Below are 14,572 nucleotides of genomic sequence, written 5' to 3'. Positions count from 1 at the left end.
TCCACTACCCCTCGACGCGCAGAAAGGGTTGTGCGGCAACGGCGTACAAGCCGAACACCGCGAACGGCGCCAACAGCGGTAGCCAGGGCAGCCGCCACGGGAACACCGTCGCGATCAACCCCGCGACGGTGAACCCGACGGCGAAGATCACCGTCGGTACGGTCACCGTGCCGACGTGGCGCAGCGCAAGATAGCCGACCGCGGCCAGACCGGCCACCGCCGCAGAAACGTTGGGCGAATCGGCCAGGCCAATTGCGACGACGGCAAGCAGCACCGCCATCGTCGCCGCCACTCGCCACCGGAACCCGAGCACCACCGCACCGGCAGACAGCAACGCCGCGGTCGCCGCCGTACCCGACGCGCCCAAACCGGCGACTCCGGCCATCGCCAGCCCACACATGCCGGACAGCGCCGGCGGCAGGGCTCTGTCGGCTCCCGACGGAAGCGCCATCACCGCACCGCCCGGGGACGACGCCGCTGCGTCACCAGGCGCATCGCTTCTTCCAGCGGCTCCTGATCAGGCCACGAGGCGACGTCGACGCCGACGGTGGCCATGTCGCGATACATGGCGCTGCGCTGCAACGTCCAGATCCGGGCCACCAACGGATCCACATCGTTCTCAAACGGCGAGCCGGGCAGCACGTCGACCGCGAGTACCACGTGCCCGCGTTTGCGCAGATCGGTCAGCGCCAGCGCGAATTCGGTGTCGAGCAGCGTGGAGAACGCGATGATCAAGGCACCCGCCGGCACCGCGGCCCGGGGGGCCAGCGTTCCGGTGGTCGACTCGACTCGGTCACTGGCACCGAGGACGGCGTCGACGATCCGATAGAACTGGCGCTGCCCGATCTCCGTGCCGACCCAGCGCGGGTGGCGGCCACCGAGGATGACGACCCCGGCACGATCGCCATTACGCAACGCGGTCTGCACCACCTGCGCCGCGCCGAGCACCGACCGCTCGGTTGCCTCGGTCGCCGGGCCGGCAGGCTGCGGGTACGCGTCGATCAGGACCACCACGTCCGCGCCGCGATCGGTCAACCGCTGGGTCACATGCAAGCTGCCGCGTCGCGCACTGACCGGCCAGTTCACCGAGCGCAACGGGTCGCCGGGAACGTAGGCACGGATATCGGCGTACTCCACACCGCGCCCGGTATGCCGGGTCAGGTGGGTACCGACCCGGTCGAGTAGTTCGCTTCGCGGGAGCGGCGTGGACTGCGGCGGCGCCGGTGGGAACACGGTGATCTCGGCGATGTCGACGGTTCCGGTCCCGACCAGCAGCCCACCCCGACCCACTGCGCCCAGGGTGGCACGAATCGGATAGCGGCCCCAGCGTCCGGCCGTGGCAGTGACCGCCTTGCGGCACCCAGGCGCGGTGGTGCCCGCCGTGAGCGTGAGCGCGGGATGGGCCGACACCGCCAACTCCAGGCGGTCCACGTCGGGATCCGATGTCGTTGCGCCGAGCACCAATTCGACGGACTCGGTTTCGAAGCAGCGCTGAACCGCGGGTGTGGCGTGTACTCGTAACGCCGGAACGGGTCGCTGGCGCTCCAGCGAGCACAACACCGCCAGCAACGGAGCGGCGAACGCGATCAACTGCCAGCGCGATGCACCTACGGCCACCACCAGGGCCAGTGCGGCACCCGTCGCCAGCGCCTTGGCCAGTGGGGAGGCCCGCCAATGGATGGCGACATCCACCTCGTGGAAGTCGGGGTCTGGCGTCACGTCGGCGTCGCCTCGGGGGTTCTGGGCACCGGCAGCCGCCGCAGCAGCTCCTCCACCACGTCGGCGCCCTGGACTCGGCGCACCCACATCTCCGGCCGTAGCGTGATCCGGTGCGCGATCGCCGACGTGGCCAACGCCTTGACGTCCTCGGGGATCACGTAGTCGCGGCCGAGCAGCAGAGCACGGGCCCGGGCGAGCTGGACCAAGTCGATTTCCGACCGCGGGCTGGCGCCCACCGCCACCTGCGGATGGCGCCGGGTCCCGGTCGCCAGCGACACCACATAGCGCAGCACGTCGTCGTGCACGCTGACCTGTTCCACCGATTCGCGCATCGCCACCAGGTCGTCGGCGTCGACCACTTTGTGCACTATCGGTAAGGCGGCACCGCGATCCAGGCGCCGGCGCAGCATGGCCGCCTCCCCCTGCTCCGAGAGATAACCCAACCGCAGCCGGATCGCGAACCGGTCCAGCTGCGCCTCCGGCAGCGGGTAAGTGCCCTCGTACTCGATCGGATTGTCGGTTGCCAGCACGATGAACGGCGACGGCAACCGATGCGTGTGGCCGTCGATGCTGACCTGACCTTCGGCCATCGCCTCCAGCAGGGCCGCCTGGGTCTTGGGCGGCGTTCGGTTGATCTCGTCGGCCAGCACCAGGTTGGTGAAGATCGGCCCGCGCCGGAATTCGAAACGGCCCGAGGACATGTCGTAGACGGTCGTGCCGAGCAGGTCGGCGGGCAGCAGGTCGGGGGTGAACTGCACCCGGATGAAGTCCAGTCCGAGCGCGGCGGCGAACGACCGTGCGATCAGCGTCTTGCCCAGGCCGGGCAAGTCTTCGATGAGCACATGTCCGCCGGCGAGCACCGTGGTCAGAATGAGGGTGAGCGCGGACCGCTTACCGACCACGGCCCGTTCGATTTCGTCGAGCACCGCGGTGCAGCGCTCCGCGGTAGTGGCCGCCGCGCCGGACAGCCCGGTGCTCATCGCTGCTCCAGGCGGCACAGGATCTCCTCCAGGACAGCGCGTCCGGGTCCGGGTCCGCGGTCTCCGGTGGGCGCGACGTTGCCGGGATCGACCCACGGCCACAACTCGTCACCGAACAACAGCGCCCCGGTGGCGTCGAACGCCGCAGGGTCCTTCGTCCTGCCCCGCCCGGTGGAGGTCTCGAACCGCCGTGCCAGGATCGGTCGCCAGCGCCGATCCCAGTCGGCTCTGGTCGATTCCGCCCAGCGGATTCTGGCTTCGGTGCCCGTCAGCCACTGGCGTATTGCCTCACCGGGTTCGTCGATAGCAACCGGGGCTGCGGGCGGTGCCGAACCTCCGGTGGTCAACAGTCGCCGGATGCCGACTAACGGCAGCGCGACCGCGATGGCCGCCGCCCACAGCAGGAGCTGATGTTGGTGGGTGATCACCGCTACCAGCTCAGCGCCGGCCATCAGCAGGACACCTTGCAGGGCAAGCATTTTCATCGTGGATTCCGCAATTCGTCGAGTACCAGCCGCAGCGCAGCGACCGCGTCGGCGCGGTGTCGCTCGGTCATCAGGTGGGAGCTGAAGCGCGCCTCGGTGAACAGCGCCACCAGCTGGGCCGCGTTCTCCGCGGGCAGGGCATGGTGTTCCACGGCCCGGGCCAGCACTTCGGTGGGTGTGTCGCAGGCGCGGGGGGCGACGTCGGGAACGGCGCCGAGGTGGCTTTCCATCACCGCGTAGCAGGCGATGATCGCCGCCCGTGGCTCGCGACTGCGATCGACCACACGGGCCAGGCCGAGTTCCGCTGCCCGCGCAAGGTTTTCGCCGGCACTCGACACTTCCGCCTCAGCCGGAATGGCGATGGTCACGGGCGGTCTGGGATCGGGGCGCCGGGTGCGTGCAGCAACGACCGCGGTGGCGATCAGAGCCAGCAGCAGGGCGGCGACGGCCAGCAGATAGGCGGACGCGCCACCGGCCGGTCCGCCGGGAACCGCCCGCGACGGCGGGGCCGCTGCGTCGGGCGAGCCCGGCGGTGCTTCACCCAGCCCGGGCACCTCCGCGGGGATCTCGAAACGGTGCCCGCCGCCGAGCTTCGCCAGCACCACGATTGTCAGCAGCCACAACGCCAGCGCCGCCACGACTATCAGCACCCTGCGCCAGGCCGGCCCCCGACCGGCTCCGGCGGTCAGAGACAACTGGCCGATGCTGCCGACTCTCGCGGGGTGATGACGAGCCCGGTGCACGACGGCGGCCGCGATGATGGCGCCCGACACCGTTAACAGCGCCGCCAAAACGATCGGCTGTACCGTGCCTGGGTCGCTCGTCCGGTGCGGCTCGGGCGGGGCGCCGGGAACGTATCCGCGAATTGCGGCGCCGGCCGCGAACAGCAAGACGATCAGGGCGATCACCCGCACGGTCGTCCTGTCGCTACCGGCTGTCACCGGAACACCAGTCATCTGGGTTTCCCGCCGTCGCCACGGCATTCCCCATACTGGCATGCCGGGGCTGACAGCGGCCAGCATCGCGTGAAGGAAGCTGCGCTGTTCAGCCGGACTTCTCGTCGTGCCCGCCGAACTGCTTGCGCATGGCCGAAAGCACCTTCGCACCGAACTCGAACAGCTGGCGCGAGGCGAATCGCGCGTACAGCGCAGTGGTCAGCACCGGGGCGGGCACGCCCTCGTCGATCGCGGCGATCACGGTCCATCGTCCCTCGCCGGAATCGGAGACCCGGCCGGCGAATTCCTCCAACTCCGGTGATTTCTGCAACGCACTGGCGGTCAGATCCAGCAGCCAGGAGCCGATCACGCTGCCCCGCCGCCAGACCTCGGTGACCTGTTCGATATCGATGTCGTACCGATAGAACTCGGGATTGCTCAGTGGCGCGGTTTCGGCATCACCCTGCTGGTCCTGCTTGCCGATGTTGGCGTGGTGCAAGATGTTCAGACCCTCGGCGATCGAGGCCATCATCCCGTACTCAATTCCGTTGTGCACCATCTTGACGAAGTGCCCGGCCCCCGACGGACCGCAGTACAGATATCCGTTCTCGGCCTGCGAGACCGCACCCTCGCGCCCCGGCGTGCGCGGTGCCGCGTCCACCCCGGGAGCCACGGTCGCGAAGATCGGCTCGACATGGTCGAACGCTGCCCGATCCCCGCCGACCATGAGGCAGTAACCCCGTTCGCGGCCCCACACTCCGCCACTGGTGCCGCAGTCGAGTAGATGAATACCTTTGTCGGCCAACATCTTTGCGTGCATGATGTCGTCACGGTAATAAGAGTTTCCACCGTCGATCACGATGTCGCCGGCGGCCAGTGTGCCGGCCAGTTCTTCGATGACACCGGTCGTGATGGCACCGGCCGGCACCATCACCCAGACCACCCGCGGAGCGGACAGCTCCGCCGCGAGTTCGGCCACCGAAGACACCCCGGTGGTGTTGGCCTCGGTGAGCACTGCGCCGACCGCGTCGGCGTTGTGGTCGTAGACCACGCATTCGTGACCGCCGTCGACCATGCGCCGAACGAGATTGGCGCCCATTCGGCCCAGGCCGATCATCCCCAGTCGCATGGTGCGCTGCTCCTTACCGTGACCGGCCGTCATCCGCTCGAAGCTAACGCACCATCCTGGACAAAAGCTGACCTGCGGATGCGTCGGGCGCGATTACCCGACCTGGGCGATCCCCGGCGGGAAGTAGGGGCCGATGCCCCCGGTGTAGATGCCGGGCTGCCAGCCCCGCGCACCCAGGCACAGCAGCGGCAACCCGTCGGGCGACTGCGCCGCCGACTGTGGGTTCGGGCACGGCGAACCGATCTCCTGTACCCCGTAAAGCGGGTAGGAGATCTGCCAGAACCCGGTGTCCTTGGGCGGCCACTGGTTGGCGATGAAATGGCATGCCAGCGCTTGGCCGTTGGGGCCGTGGCCGTAGATGAAGCGCTCCCAGCTGAAGCAGGCGTCGCCCTGGCGCTGGCCATCGACCATGCCCGGCACATCGCCGGGGTAGGCATCGGCGTCCGGTGCGGCGCCGATAGCGACTGCACCCGCGGCTCCCACGATGAAAGCAGCTGCAGCTAGTTCACGAATCATTCTTCGCCCTCAGTCTGTCGATCCAGGCCACCCATCGGCGACGCGTCAGAGCCTAACGGGTGGTCGCCGCACGCCATCGCGAATCCGTCGAAACCTCGCGGGCCCGGCCCGCTAAAGTCCCGCGGATGACCAGAACGCAGTCGCGGCTCGACCCATCGCACGGCCAGCTGCTGCTCCGCACTGAGGTGGCGGGGCGTGCGGCAAAGATGGGCCATCGGCTCACCATCGTGATGGAGCGCTGGGAAGCAACCGTGTCGCGGTCCGGCGACCGGCCTACTGCCCTGGAGCTTGCTGTCGAGGTGGATTCACTGCAAGTGCTGCGGGGTGAGGGTGGAATGACGCCGCTGAGCGCGCCGGAGAAGACGCTGATCCGCAGCAATGCGCTCAAATGCCTCGACAGCAACAAATATCGGCTGATCCGGTTCGGGTCCACCGACGTCGAACAGACCGATGACGGTTATCGACTGACCGGAGAGCTGGAGATCCACGGCCGGCGCAAGCCGCACGTCATCGCGGTTCGGGTGGCCAAGGACGGCGACGCTGACGGCGGCTCCTGGCAGGTGGACGGCGACACCCGAGTACGTCACAGCGACTTCGGTGTGCGGCGCTATTCGATGCTGATGGGAGCCATGCAGGTCGCCGACGAGGTGACGGTGTCCTTCTCGGGGACCATCGCGGCCGACGAGCTCGACGGGGCCTGAGTCAGCGGCCGGGAAGGCCGAAAATGTGGTCCCGAACGCGTTGCAGCAGCGACGGGACGCCATCCGGAGAAGGTTCCTGCAGGTCCGGGTCAGCCAACGGCGCGTCCCACAGCGAGCCGAATTCCGCGGGTGCCTCTTCCGAGGTCTCGCCCGGGGGTGCCGTCGCGGCGGGTGACGGTGGCAGGGCCGGGGCGGCCGCCGGTGGGGCGGCGGGAACGGCGACGCGGGCCACCGTCGCGTGCTGCGGCGGAGGCAGATCCGGGACTGCCCTGTTTGGGCCGAGCTGCAAGCTCAACGCGGCGGCCACCGAGGACACCAATGTCACCGCTCCCCCCGCCAGCATCAGCAGGGCTCCGGCGTACGACAGTGACCGCACCCGGCGCCGGCCGGCGTTACCCATCTCCGTGCCGGCCGCGGGCGACTCAAGCGGCGCCGAGGTCAATTCGGCGTGCGGGGCCAGCGTCAGGGCCGCCCCGCGCGCCAACGCCTGAAACGCTCCGCCTTGGACGAAGACCGGCATCGACAGCTTGGACTCCAAACGGCGTCCGAGCCGGTCCATACCCCGCACCGATCCGGCCACCATAAGCAGCTCCGGCCGCCGACCCCCCGAGGCCAAGGCGTCAGCCAGCCAGCCGGTCACATCGTCGACGCCGCCGATCGGACAGGCGGTGACGATCGGATCCGGGGCTCCGGGCAGGACCAGGGTGGCCACACCGGCTTCGACCACGCATACCGCGGCCGGTGCATGTCGTGGGCCGATTCCGCCGGCCAGCGACACGGCAGCCCGGCTATAGCGCACCGGAACCACGTGTTCGAAGTCGGCGTCTGCCAGCGACTCAAGCAGCAGCGCGGCGCCGACCGCCGCTTCATCGCTCCAGGTCACTGCCACGCCGTGCAATCGCTCGCCACGGGAGGCCAACATGGTGCGCGCCCGGGCAGCCACCGCTGCCGCCTGCGCCGCCAGAGCCACCACGTCGGGTCCCGCGCCACCGACGGCGGCACTCAGCTCTTCACCGATAACCGTCGGGCAGCCCGAGTCGCCCGCGTCGGCCATGACCCAGCCGATTGTCGACGGCGTGATCGCCAGCCCCAGTACGGTGTCCAAAATCGCGCGCCCCAATCGTCCTGACCTGCGATGTCACCGCGTCTGCTCAGGGCCTTCACCGGGCCCGTGAACGGATCGGCGGGGCGCCGGAACGGACCGGGGACAGCTCAGGACTGTGTGGTCTTGTCGGCTTACCGGAGGGGAGCCTACGCGTGTCGTGCGGCTTGTCCTAACCGGGTCCCGCCCGAAAATCGGGTATGCTATATGCGAGTCGGATCCCGAGACGGCCGCTTGACTTGCAAATTGCGGCCGTTGCTGCATGTAAGGGCCGATGCCGAAGTGGTGGCGCGCGTGGCGTCGCGATCGAGAGATTGAACGTTCCACAGCAAGACGACAAGGGGCAGGAATGACAGACGTGACCAAGGGATTGCGCTGGGCACGCCGACTTTTGGTCGGCGCGGTAGCTGCCGCAGCGCTGCCGGGCCTGATCGGCCTGACAGGTAGCGAGGCAACCGCATCGGCGTTCTCCCGGCCGGGTCTGCCGGTCGAGTACCTGCAGGTCCCTTCGGCAGGTATGGGCCGTGACATCAAGGTGCAGTTCCAGCCTGGCGGGTCCGGCTCCCCGGGCCTGTACCTGCTCGACGGCATGCGCGCCCAGGACGACTACAACGGCTGGGACATCAACACCCCGGCGTTCGAGTGGTACTACCAGTCGGGCATCTCGGTGATCATGCCGGTCGGTGGCCAGTCCAGCTTCTACAGCGACTGGTACAAGCCGGCTTGCGGCAAGGTCGGCTGCCAGACCTACAAGTGGGAGACCTTCCTCACCAGCGAGCTGCCGGCCTACCTGGCCTCGGAGTACGGCGTGAGCCAGAGCCGCAACGCCGCGGTCGGCCTGTCGATGGCCGGCGCGTCGGCGATGACGCTGGCGATCTACCACCCCAACCAGTTCACCTACGCGGGCTCGCTGTCGGGTTACATCAACCCCTCCGACGGCAAGAGCTGGATCGGCCTGGCCATGGGCGACGCGGGCGGCTACAAGAAGGAAGACATGTGGGGCCCGGACGACGACCCGGCCTGGTTGCGCAACGACCCGACGGTCAACGTCGGCAAGCTGGTGGCCAACAACACCCGGCTGTGGGTCTACTGCGGTAACGGTCGCCCGAACGAGCTGGGTGGCGACAACATCCCCGCGACGTTCCTCGAGGGCAACTTCATGATCGGCCAGAACAAGAAGTTCCAGGAGCTCTACACCGCCGCCGGTGGCAACAACGCCGTGTTCAACTTCCCGGACTACGGCACCCACAGCTGGGAGTACTGGGGCGCTCAGCTGCAGGCCATGAAGCCGGACCTGCAGAGCCACCTGGGCGCCAGCGCGGGTTAAGCACCCGACCCGACCGCAGCGGTCTTACCACTGGGCCCCATCCGATTCCGGATGGGGCCCAGTGCTTTGTCCCCGATGGGGTTACCGTGGCGCCGCCGACGTGATTGGATGGCGAACATGCAGGGTTCGGCGACAGTTCATATGGCGGCCCCGGCCGAGCGGATCTGGGATCTGGTGGCCGACGTCCGTAACATCGGGAAGTTCTCACCGGAAACCTTTGAGGCTGAATGGCTCGACGGTGCCGATGGTCCCGCGGTGGGCGCACGATTCCGCGGGCATGTGCGACGCAACGGGATCGGGCCGGTGTACTGGACCACCTGCCGAGTCACCGAGTGCGAGCCGAACCGGGTGTTCGGCTTCGCGGTGCTCGCCGGTGACCGTGCGGTGAACCGGTGGCGCTACGAGCTCACCCCCACTGCGGATGGCACCGACGTCACCGAATCGTTCCAGCTGGCCAATTCCTTCCTCACCACCGTGTACTACTACGCATTCGGCGGTTTTCTACGGCAGCGCAACAACATTCGCGATATGCGGCGCACCTTGGAGCGAATCCGCGAGGTCGCAGAACAGCCCTAGCAGCTCAGGCCAGGCTGTCCGGGTCGGCCAGCGGCAGCAGCAGGAACGACGGGGTGGGGCCGCCCTGCTGCACCTGGTAAAGGCCGCCCGCCAGCGCCTGGCGGGTGGCCGCGGTCGGTACCAGGTGCGGAAAATCGTAGGTGGTCAACGTCAGCCGCAACCGGTGCCCCGGCGCCATCAGCGCCGCTGTCGGGAAGATCTCGATGTCGTAGCCGGTCAACTCCCCCGGCTCCACCGGTCGCACCGCAGCGCGGGTGCTGATGTGTTGGGGGCGCAGCACGGTGCCATCCGGCAGGTACCAAGTACGGTCCGGGTCCAACTCGCGGTGCGAGCCGAGCAGCGCTCCCATGGTCAGCGGGCGGTTGACTCCCTCGGGTGCGACGTCGTCGAGGTGCGCGACCCAGAGCGTCTCGGCGGTGTCGGCCGTCGCCTGCACACGCAGCGTGATCGGTCCGGCGATCAGTGTCGGCGAGTCGAACGCCTCGGTGGTGTAGGTAAGAGCTCCCCGCTGCACCCGGCGGTTGTCCTGGTCGTGCCGGGTACGTCCGCCGGCCACAGTGGTAGCAAAGCTGTTCAGCCCCAACGACCACTGTTCGAGGCTGCGCCCCGATACCGGACCGTGCGAGCGGTACGGCAACGCGGCGAGGCTTTGCTCCTCCTGAGCGTCGACAGTCAACCGACCGGCGTGCGACAGGTAGAGCCGGGTCGGCGTCGCCTCGGGAATCGGGTACTCGCGGGTGTGGTACCAGCGCCGGTCACCGATCGCCTGGAAGGTGAACGGTGCACCCGAGATAGCCGCAGCCGCATCGTCTTTGAGCCAATAATCGAACCAGCGCAGTTGCAGATCCAGCAGGTGCAGACCGCCATAGTCCGAAACGTGGTACCAGGGGCCCATCATCAGTTTGATTCGGTCGGTCAGGGGTTGCCCGGGCACCATCGGCGCATTGGGCGGCCGGCCGGTGTAGGCGTTCTGCAACGCCGCATAGTTCAGCGGTGCGCCGCGCTGAAAGGCATCGTGCCAACCGCCGGTCAGGAAAACAGCCACATTGTTGGCGGCGATCTCGGGCAGCACCAAGTCGGGCCGCATGCTGTCCCAGAACGGCCCGTCGTAGGCGGCATCACCGCCGGTGCGCGCCTCGGCGATCAGCGGCCCGAAGTAGCCGCGTTGGGCTCTGCCGCGCTGGCGCACCGCGGCCAGCCCGCCGGCACGGGGCCGCGAATGGCTGCCGGGGGTGAAGAACTCCAGCGTCGGGTTGAGCACGTTGAGCAACGCGTACACCGAGCCGTAGGCGCGCACCGTACGCAGGTGCGACACCCCGCCCATGGCGGCGGCATCCCGATAGAAGTCGTTGGCGGCCATCACCGGGAAGATCGCCTTCAGCGGTGAGTCCGGGCCCACCGCGGCCGCGGTGAACAACTGATTGATGGCCAGGTAGGAGATACCGAACATGCCGACTCGGCCATTGGAGTTGGGCAATGTGGCTGCCCAGGTGACCAGCTCGACGCCGTCGCGCGTCTGGTCCGCGCCGAACATCTCGAACGAGCCGCCGGATGCCCCGGTGCCACGGACGTCGACCATCACCTCGATGTAGCCCCGCCGAATCAGATGCGGCGAGGGCCCGCCACCTAACTGCGCCGCGGGCGGCGGCGCCAACTTGCCATACGGGGTCACCGACAGCAGCACCGGGAACGGCCCTTCAGCCGGCGCGCCGGTCTCGGGGACGGTGGGGTAATGGATATTGGCGCGCAGTACGACGCCGTCGCTCATCTCCACCGCGACATTGCGCCGTATCCCGACGCCGTAGCGCGCAGGTCCGGCTGTCCACTCCGGGCTCAGCGGCGATGGGTTGGTCTTGCGGGGACGCGCGGCCCCCGACTTCCGCATTGCGACGCCGGCGACCCCCGCCGCAGCAGCTGCCGCCAGCACCAATCCGACTTTGCGCGCCGTCCTACGATCAGCCATGCCCACCTCCGCACCAGACTCTAAACGGCGCACCAGTGCCGCTCGGACGCCTGTCCAGCGCCGGCGTATATTCCGGCATGTGATGTGCTGCGCCGGAAGTCGGTATCGGGATGCCGGCTGACGTCAAACACATCGTCGCCGGGATGTGGAAGGCCTTATCGCGTCGTGACTGGGACGCGGTGAAACCCTTTCTGGCGCAAGACTGCATCTATGTCGACATGCCGGTCGGCCCGGCCGCGGCCGCCCGCGGGCCACACGACATCGTCAAACGCCTCAAGATCGGTCTGGAGCCGCTGGCCGGATACGAGAACCACGCGGGCCTGCTGGTCGCCGACGGGTCCGACGTGCTCTACGAGCACTCTGAAACGTGGAACTGGGCCACCGGGGAAAGCGCGTTGCTGCGCTTCGTCACAGTGCACAAGGTGATCGACGGAAAGATCACGCTGTGGAAAGACTACTGGGATATGGCCGGCCTGACGGCCCACGCGCCGCCGACCTGGCTGGAGGACCTTGCCCAGGCCGACATGTCGTGGATGTTCGACGCCACCGGCCTGATCTGAGTCCGGATCAAGCCCTGCTGGGCAGGGTCAGCGCACAGGCCTGTCCGATGTCGAGGGTGCGCAGCAGCCGCCCCATTCCCAGCCAGAGCGCACACGACAGCGCGAGGTCGGCGAGCAGTTCGTCACTGAAGTGCTCGGCGCACCGCGACCAGAAGTCCTCGTCGTCCCGCAGGCCGGTGTGATCGGTGGCGAAGCGATGGGCGAACTCGGCCGCGAGCCGCTCCTGGGGGCTATAGCCCGGCCAGGTGCGCCACTGCGATACGTGCTCGTAAAGATCCTCGTCGACCCCGGCCGCTGGGCCGTCGGCGTCACGGGTGTTGACACATACCGTGCACTCGTTGTCGAACGCGATCACCATCCGGGCCAGCTCGCGGGTGCGCATCGGCAACCGGCCGTTGTTGTAGACCGCGGTGCTGAATCCGCCGATCCCGACCGCAAGTTCGGGTGACTTGACCATCCAGCCCATCACGTCGTCTGCGGGAAAGTCCCCGATTCGGCTCATAGCCAGGATGCTAGCTGGCTTGGCCGTCAGCCGTGGGCGGTGCCGCTGAACTCCGCCGACTCGCCCGCATCGTCGGGATCGATGACGGCCCGGCGGGCGATCCGCTCCAGCGCGGCTGAAACCTCGGCGCGATCCGGACGGCCCTCGAACCCGGGCGAGCGGGCCAGTTTGTCGACCACCCAATCCTGTACCAGCGAGGACACGAACCCGACCTGACGCAGACCGGCCCGGGTAAGACCGAGGTGATCGCCTTCGCGCAGCACGTAACCCTGAGCCACCAGCCGATCGACGGTGGGTTCGAGGATCTCGTAGGGCACCCGCAGGCGCTTGCCGATGTCACTGAGCCGCGCGGTCCGAAACACCTGCGTGTACCGGTAGATCCGTAACACGGTCCACAGCCCGGCGACGTCGAGCTGGCAGTCCGGCCGCAGCGCGATGGAGCGCAGCCGCATTCCCGGTTCGTTGTGCAGCAGTCGCCCGATTGCGTTCTCCAACAGATCGTCCGACGACGCGTTGGTGGGCATGCCGAACCCGTCGCCCAGATCGACCGCGCTGTCGCGCAGTTCCTTGAGCGGGACCTCGCGCAGGAACAGGGCCAGCACAAACCCGACCAGCGCGACCGGCGCGGCGCACAGGAACACCTGCCCGAGTGAGTCGGCATAGGCCGCCACGATCGGCTCCGCCTGCTGCGGCGACAGCCGACGCACCGCCTCGGGCGAGTCGGCCGCGCCGGCGGCCAGTCCGGCGCTACTCAGCGCCGAGCCCAGCCGGTGGCCCAGGAAGTTCACGAACAGCGACCCGAACACGGCGGCGCCGAACGAGCTGCCGATGGTCCGGAAGAACGTGACCCCGGACGTGGCCACTCCGAGGTCGGCGAAACTCGAGGTGTTCTGCACGACGAGAACCAGGACCTGCATCGACAGCCCGATGCCAGCACCCAGGATGACCAGGTAGACCGACTGCAGCAACGCCGGAGTGGCGGCGTCCATCTGGGACATCAGCGTGAACGCGATCGTCATCAGGGCCGTGCCGAACACCGGAAAGATCTTGTAACGGCCGGTACGTCCCACCAGTGCGCCGCTGCCGGTGGAGGTCACCAGCATGCCGACCACCATCGGCAGGGTGCGCAACCCCGAGGTGATCGCCGAGACACCGTCGACGTACTGCATGAAGGTGGGCAGGAAGGTGAGCGCGCCCAGCATCGCGAAGCCGACGACGAACGCCAGCACACAGCAGACCGCGAACACCGGGTCGGCGAACAGCCGGATCGGCAGGATGGGCGCGGCAGCGCGGCTCTCCACGAGGGCGAACAGCGCCAGCGCCAGCACCGACCCGCCGAACAGTCCGATGATCGCCGGCGATCCCCAGGCGTAGCGACTACCGCCCCAGCTGGTGGCCAGCGTCAACCCGGTGGCGCCCAAGCCGATCAGCACGATCCCGGCGTAGTCGATGACGGGCTTGGCACGGCCCGCCAAGGCCGGTATCGCCACGCCGGCCACGATCAACACGACCACCGAAATCGGCAGATTGATCCAGAACGCCCATCGCCAGGTGAGGTAGTCGGTGACGTAGCCACCCAGCAGCGGGCCGATGACGGTGGTGACCCCGAAAACGGCGCCCAGCATGCCCTGGTAGCGCCCCCGATCGCGCAGCGGAATGACTTCGCCGATGAGTGCGGCTGCGGTCACCGTGACGGCACCCCCGCCGATGCCCTGCAGTGCCCGGGCACCGACCAACATGCCCATTGAGGCGGACAACCCGCACAGCACCGACCCGGCCACGAAGCACAGCACGGCGGCTTGGAACACCCGCTTGCGGCCGAACAGATCGCCGAGCTTGCCCGCCAGGATCGTCGCGATCGTCGAGGTCAGAAGGTAACTGGTGACGACCCACGACTGATGCCCTGCGTTGCCCAGATCCGACACGATCGTCGGCAACGCGGTCGCCACGATGGTCTGGTCGAGGGCGGCCATCAGCAGGCCGAACACGATCGCCAGGAAGATCAGGTTACGGCGGTGCGGACTGACCGGCGCGGGTCGCACATCGTCGGCGACCGGCGTCGATTCGGTCATACTCC

General features: G+C 68.2%; 15 protein-coding genes. 4 read left to right on the top strand and 11 right to left on the bottom strand.

Annotation, left to right across the window (positions count from 1 at the left end; genetic code table 11):
* Nucleotides 1-4: 4 nt before the first annotated feature.
* The 7 genes from K3U94_RS11305 to K3U94_RS11275 all read right to left on the bottom strand — a co-directional run bounded on the left by K3U94_RS11305 (nucleotide 5) and on the right by K3U94_RS11275 (nucleotide 5,764).
* Nucleotides 5-451 carry a hypothetical protein gene (locus K3U94_RS11305; RefSeq protein ID WP_230987549.1) on the bottom strand — a complete coding sequence of 149 codons (447 nt, stop codon included), beginning with the start codon at nucleotides 449-451 and terminating at the stop codon, nucleotides 5-7.
* Nucleotides 451-1,719, bottom strand: a complete 1,269-nt coding sequence (locus K3U94_RS11300) for a DUF58 domain-containing protein (protein ID WP_230987548.1) — start codon at nucleotides 1,717-1,719, stop codon at nucleotides 451-453. Before K3U94_RS11300 ends, K3U94_RS11305 begins: the two co-directional genes overlap by 1 nt.
* Nucleotides 1,716-2,687, bottom strand: a complete 972-nt coding sequence (locus K3U94_RS11295; RefSeq protein ID WP_047318085.1) for an AAA family ATPase — start codon at nucleotides 2,685-2,687, stop codon at nucleotides 1,716-1,718. The genes K3U94_RS11300 and K3U94_RS11295 overlap by 4 nt, the downstream gene beginning before the upstream one ends.
* An 8-nt stretch (nucleotides 2,688-2,695) precedes the next feature.
* Complete coding sequence (locus K3U94_RS11290; protein ID WP_047317800.1) at nucleotides 2,696-3,184, bottom strand: hypothetical protein; 489 nt, start codon at nucleotides 3,182-3,184, stop codon at nucleotides 2,696-2,698.
* Nucleotides 3,181-4,140, bottom strand: a complete 960-nt coding sequence (locus K3U94_RS11285) for a DUF4129 domain-containing protein (RefSeq protein WP_230987547.1) — start codon at nucleotides 4,138-4,140, stop codon at nucleotides 3,181-3,183. Before K3U94_RS11285 ends, K3U94_RS11290 begins: the two co-directional genes overlap by 4 nt.
* An 88-nt stretch (nucleotides 4,141-4,228) precedes the next feature.
* Complete coding sequence (gnd, locus tag K3U94_RS11280) at nucleotides 4,229-5,248, bottom strand: phosphogluconate dehydrogenase (NAD(+)-dependent, decarboxylating) (RefSeq protein ID WP_220696764.1); 1,020 nt, start codon at nucleotides 5,246-5,248, stop codon at nucleotides 4,229-4,231.
* Between the two features lie 93 nt (nucleotides 5,249-5,341).
* The gene (locus K3U94_RS11275) at nucleotides 5,342-5,764 is read right to left on the bottom strand and encodes a hypothetical protein (protein ID WP_047317798.1); all 423 of its coding nucleotides are present in this window, start codon (nucleotides 5,762-5,764) and stop codon (nucleotides 5,342-5,344) included.
* 125 nt (nucleotides 5,765-5,889) lie between these two features.
* Between K3U94_RS11275 and K3U94_RS11270 the strand changes: the two genes are divergently transcribed.
* Nucleotides 5,890-6,465 (top strand): YceI family protein, encoded by a 576-nt coding sequence (locus K3U94_RS11270; RefSeq protein WP_220696521.1) that lies wholly within the window; start codon nucleotides 5,890-5,892, stop codon nucleotides 6,463-6,465.
* A gap of 1 nt (nucleotide 6,466) precedes the next feature.
* Here the strand turns inward: K3U94_RS11270 and K3U94_RS11265 are convergent, their stop codons facing one another.
* Nucleotides 6,467-7,570 (bottom strand): DUF7159 family protein, encoded by a 1,104-nt coding sequence (locus K3U94_RS11265; RefSeq protein ID WP_220696520.1) that lies wholly within the window; start codon nucleotides 7,568-7,570, stop codon nucleotides 6,467-6,469.
* A gap of 346 nt (nucleotides 7,571-7,916) precedes the next feature.
* On the opposite strand from K3U94_RS11265, the gene K3U94_RS11260 reads away from it, so the two are divergent.
* Both K3U94_RS11260 and K3U94_RS11255 read left to right on the top strand, forming a co-directional pair.
* Complete coding sequence (locus K3U94_RS11260) at nucleotides 7,917-8,894, top strand: esterase family protein (RefSeq protein ID WP_220696519.1); 978 nt, start codon at nucleotides 7,917-7,919, stop codon at nucleotides 8,892-8,894.
* Between the two features lie 108 nt (nucleotides 8,895-9,002).
* A complete protein-coding gene (locus K3U94_RS11255) occupies nucleotides 9,003-9,470 on the top strand; it encodes an SRPBCC family protein (RefSeq protein ID WP_220696518.1) in 468 nt (155 codons plus the stop codon).
* A 4-nt stretch (nucleotides 9,471-9,474) separates the two neighbouring features.
* Here the strand turns inward: K3U94_RS11255 and K3U94_RS11250 are convergent, their stop codons facing one another.
* Nucleotides 9,475-11,238, bottom strand: a complete 1,764-nt coding sequence (locus K3U94_RS11250) for a CocE/NonD family hydrolase (protein ID WP_230987601.1) — start codon at nucleotides 11,236-11,238, stop codon at nucleotides 9,475-9,477.
* 305 nt (nucleotides 11,239-11,543) lie between these two features.
* On the opposite strand from K3U94_RS11250, the gene K3U94_RS11245 reads away from it, so the two are divergent.
* Complete coding sequence (locus K3U94_RS11245; protein ID WP_220696516.1) at nucleotides 11,544-11,993, top strand: limonene-1,2-epoxide hydrolase family protein; 450 nt, start codon at nucleotides 11,544-11,546, stop codon at nucleotides 11,991-11,993.
* A gap of 7 nt (nucleotides 11,994-12,000) precedes the next feature.
* On the opposite strand, the gene K3U94_RS11240 is transcribed toward K3U94_RS11245, so the two are convergent.
* On the bottom strand, nucleotides 12,001-12,495 hold the full coding sequence (locus K3U94_RS11240; protein ID WP_047317792.1) for a carboxymuconolactone decarboxylase family protein: 495 nt from the start codon (nucleotides 12,493-12,495) through the stop codon (nucleotides 12,001-12,003).
* 26 nt (nucleotides 12,496-12,521) lie between these two features.
* On the bottom strand, nucleotides 12,522-14,567 hold the full coding sequence (locus tag K3U94_RS11235) for an MDR family MFS transporter (RefSeq protein ID WP_220696515.1): 2,046 nt from the start codon (nucleotides 14,565-14,567) through the stop codon (nucleotides 12,522-12,524).
* Nucleotides 14,568-14,572 lie beyond the last annotated feature (5 nt).

This window comes from Mycolicibacter heraklionensis, from assembly GCF_019645815.1.
GTDB classification, from domain to species: Bacteria; Actinomycetota; Actinomycetes; order Mycobacteriales; family Mycobacteriaceae; genus Mycobacterium; species Mycobacterium heraklionense.
This window is presented reverse-complemented; position numbering and strand designations above follow the sequence as displayed.

Excerpts from the sequence above, each read along its gene's own strand:
- K3U94_RS11260 (WP_220696519.1), top strand. The coding sequence starts at position 7,917 with ATGACAGACGTGACCAAGGGATTGCGCTGGGCACGCCGACTTTTGGTC.
- K3U94_RS11235 (WP_220696515.1), bottom strand. The coding sequence starts at position 14,567 with ATGACCGAATCGACGCCGGTCGCCGACGATGTGCGACCCGCGCCGGTC.
- K3U94_RS11245 (WP_220696516.1), top strand. The coding sequence starts at position 11,544 with ATGCCGGCTGACGTCAAACACATCGTCGCCGGGATGTGGAAGGCCTTA.
- K3U94_RS11250 (WP_230987601.1), bottom strand. The coding sequence starts at position 11,238 with ATGAGCGACGGCGTCGTACTGCGCGCCAATATCCATTACCCCACCGTC.
- gnd (WP_220696764.1), bottom strand. The coding sequence starts at position 5,248 with ATGCGACTGGGGATGATCGGCCTGGGCCGAATGGGCGCCAATCTCGTT.
- K3U94_RS11305 (WP_230987549.1), bottom strand. The coding sequence starts at position 451 with ATGGCGCTTCCGTCGGGAGCCGACAGAGCCCTGCCGCCGGCGCTGTCC.
- K3U94_RS11240 (WP_047317792.1), bottom strand. The coding sequence starts at position 12,495 with ATGAGCCGAATCGGGGACTTTCCCGCAGACGACGTGATGGGCTGGATG.
- K3U94_RS11285 (WP_230987547.1), bottom strand. The coding sequence starts at position 4,140 with ATGACTGGTGTTCCGGTGACAGCCGGTAGCGACAGGACGACCGTGCGG.
- K3U94_RS11255 (WP_220696518.1), top strand. The coding sequence starts at position 9,003 with ATGGCGAACATGCAGGGTTCGGCGACAGTTCATATGGCGGCCCCGGCC.
- K3U94_RS11290 (WP_047317800.1), bottom strand. The coding sequence starts at position 3,184 with ATGAAAATGCTTGCCCTGCAAGGTGTCCTGCTGATGGCCGGCGCTGAG.
- K3U94_RS11270 (WP_220696521.1), top strand. The coding sequence starts at position 5,890 with ATGACCAGAACGCAGTCGCGGCTCGACCCATCGCACGGCCAGCTGCTG.
- K3U94_RS11275 (WP_047317798.1), bottom strand. The coding sequence starts at position 5,764 with ATGATTCGTGAACTAGCTGCAGCTGCTTTCATCGTGGGAGCCGCGGGT.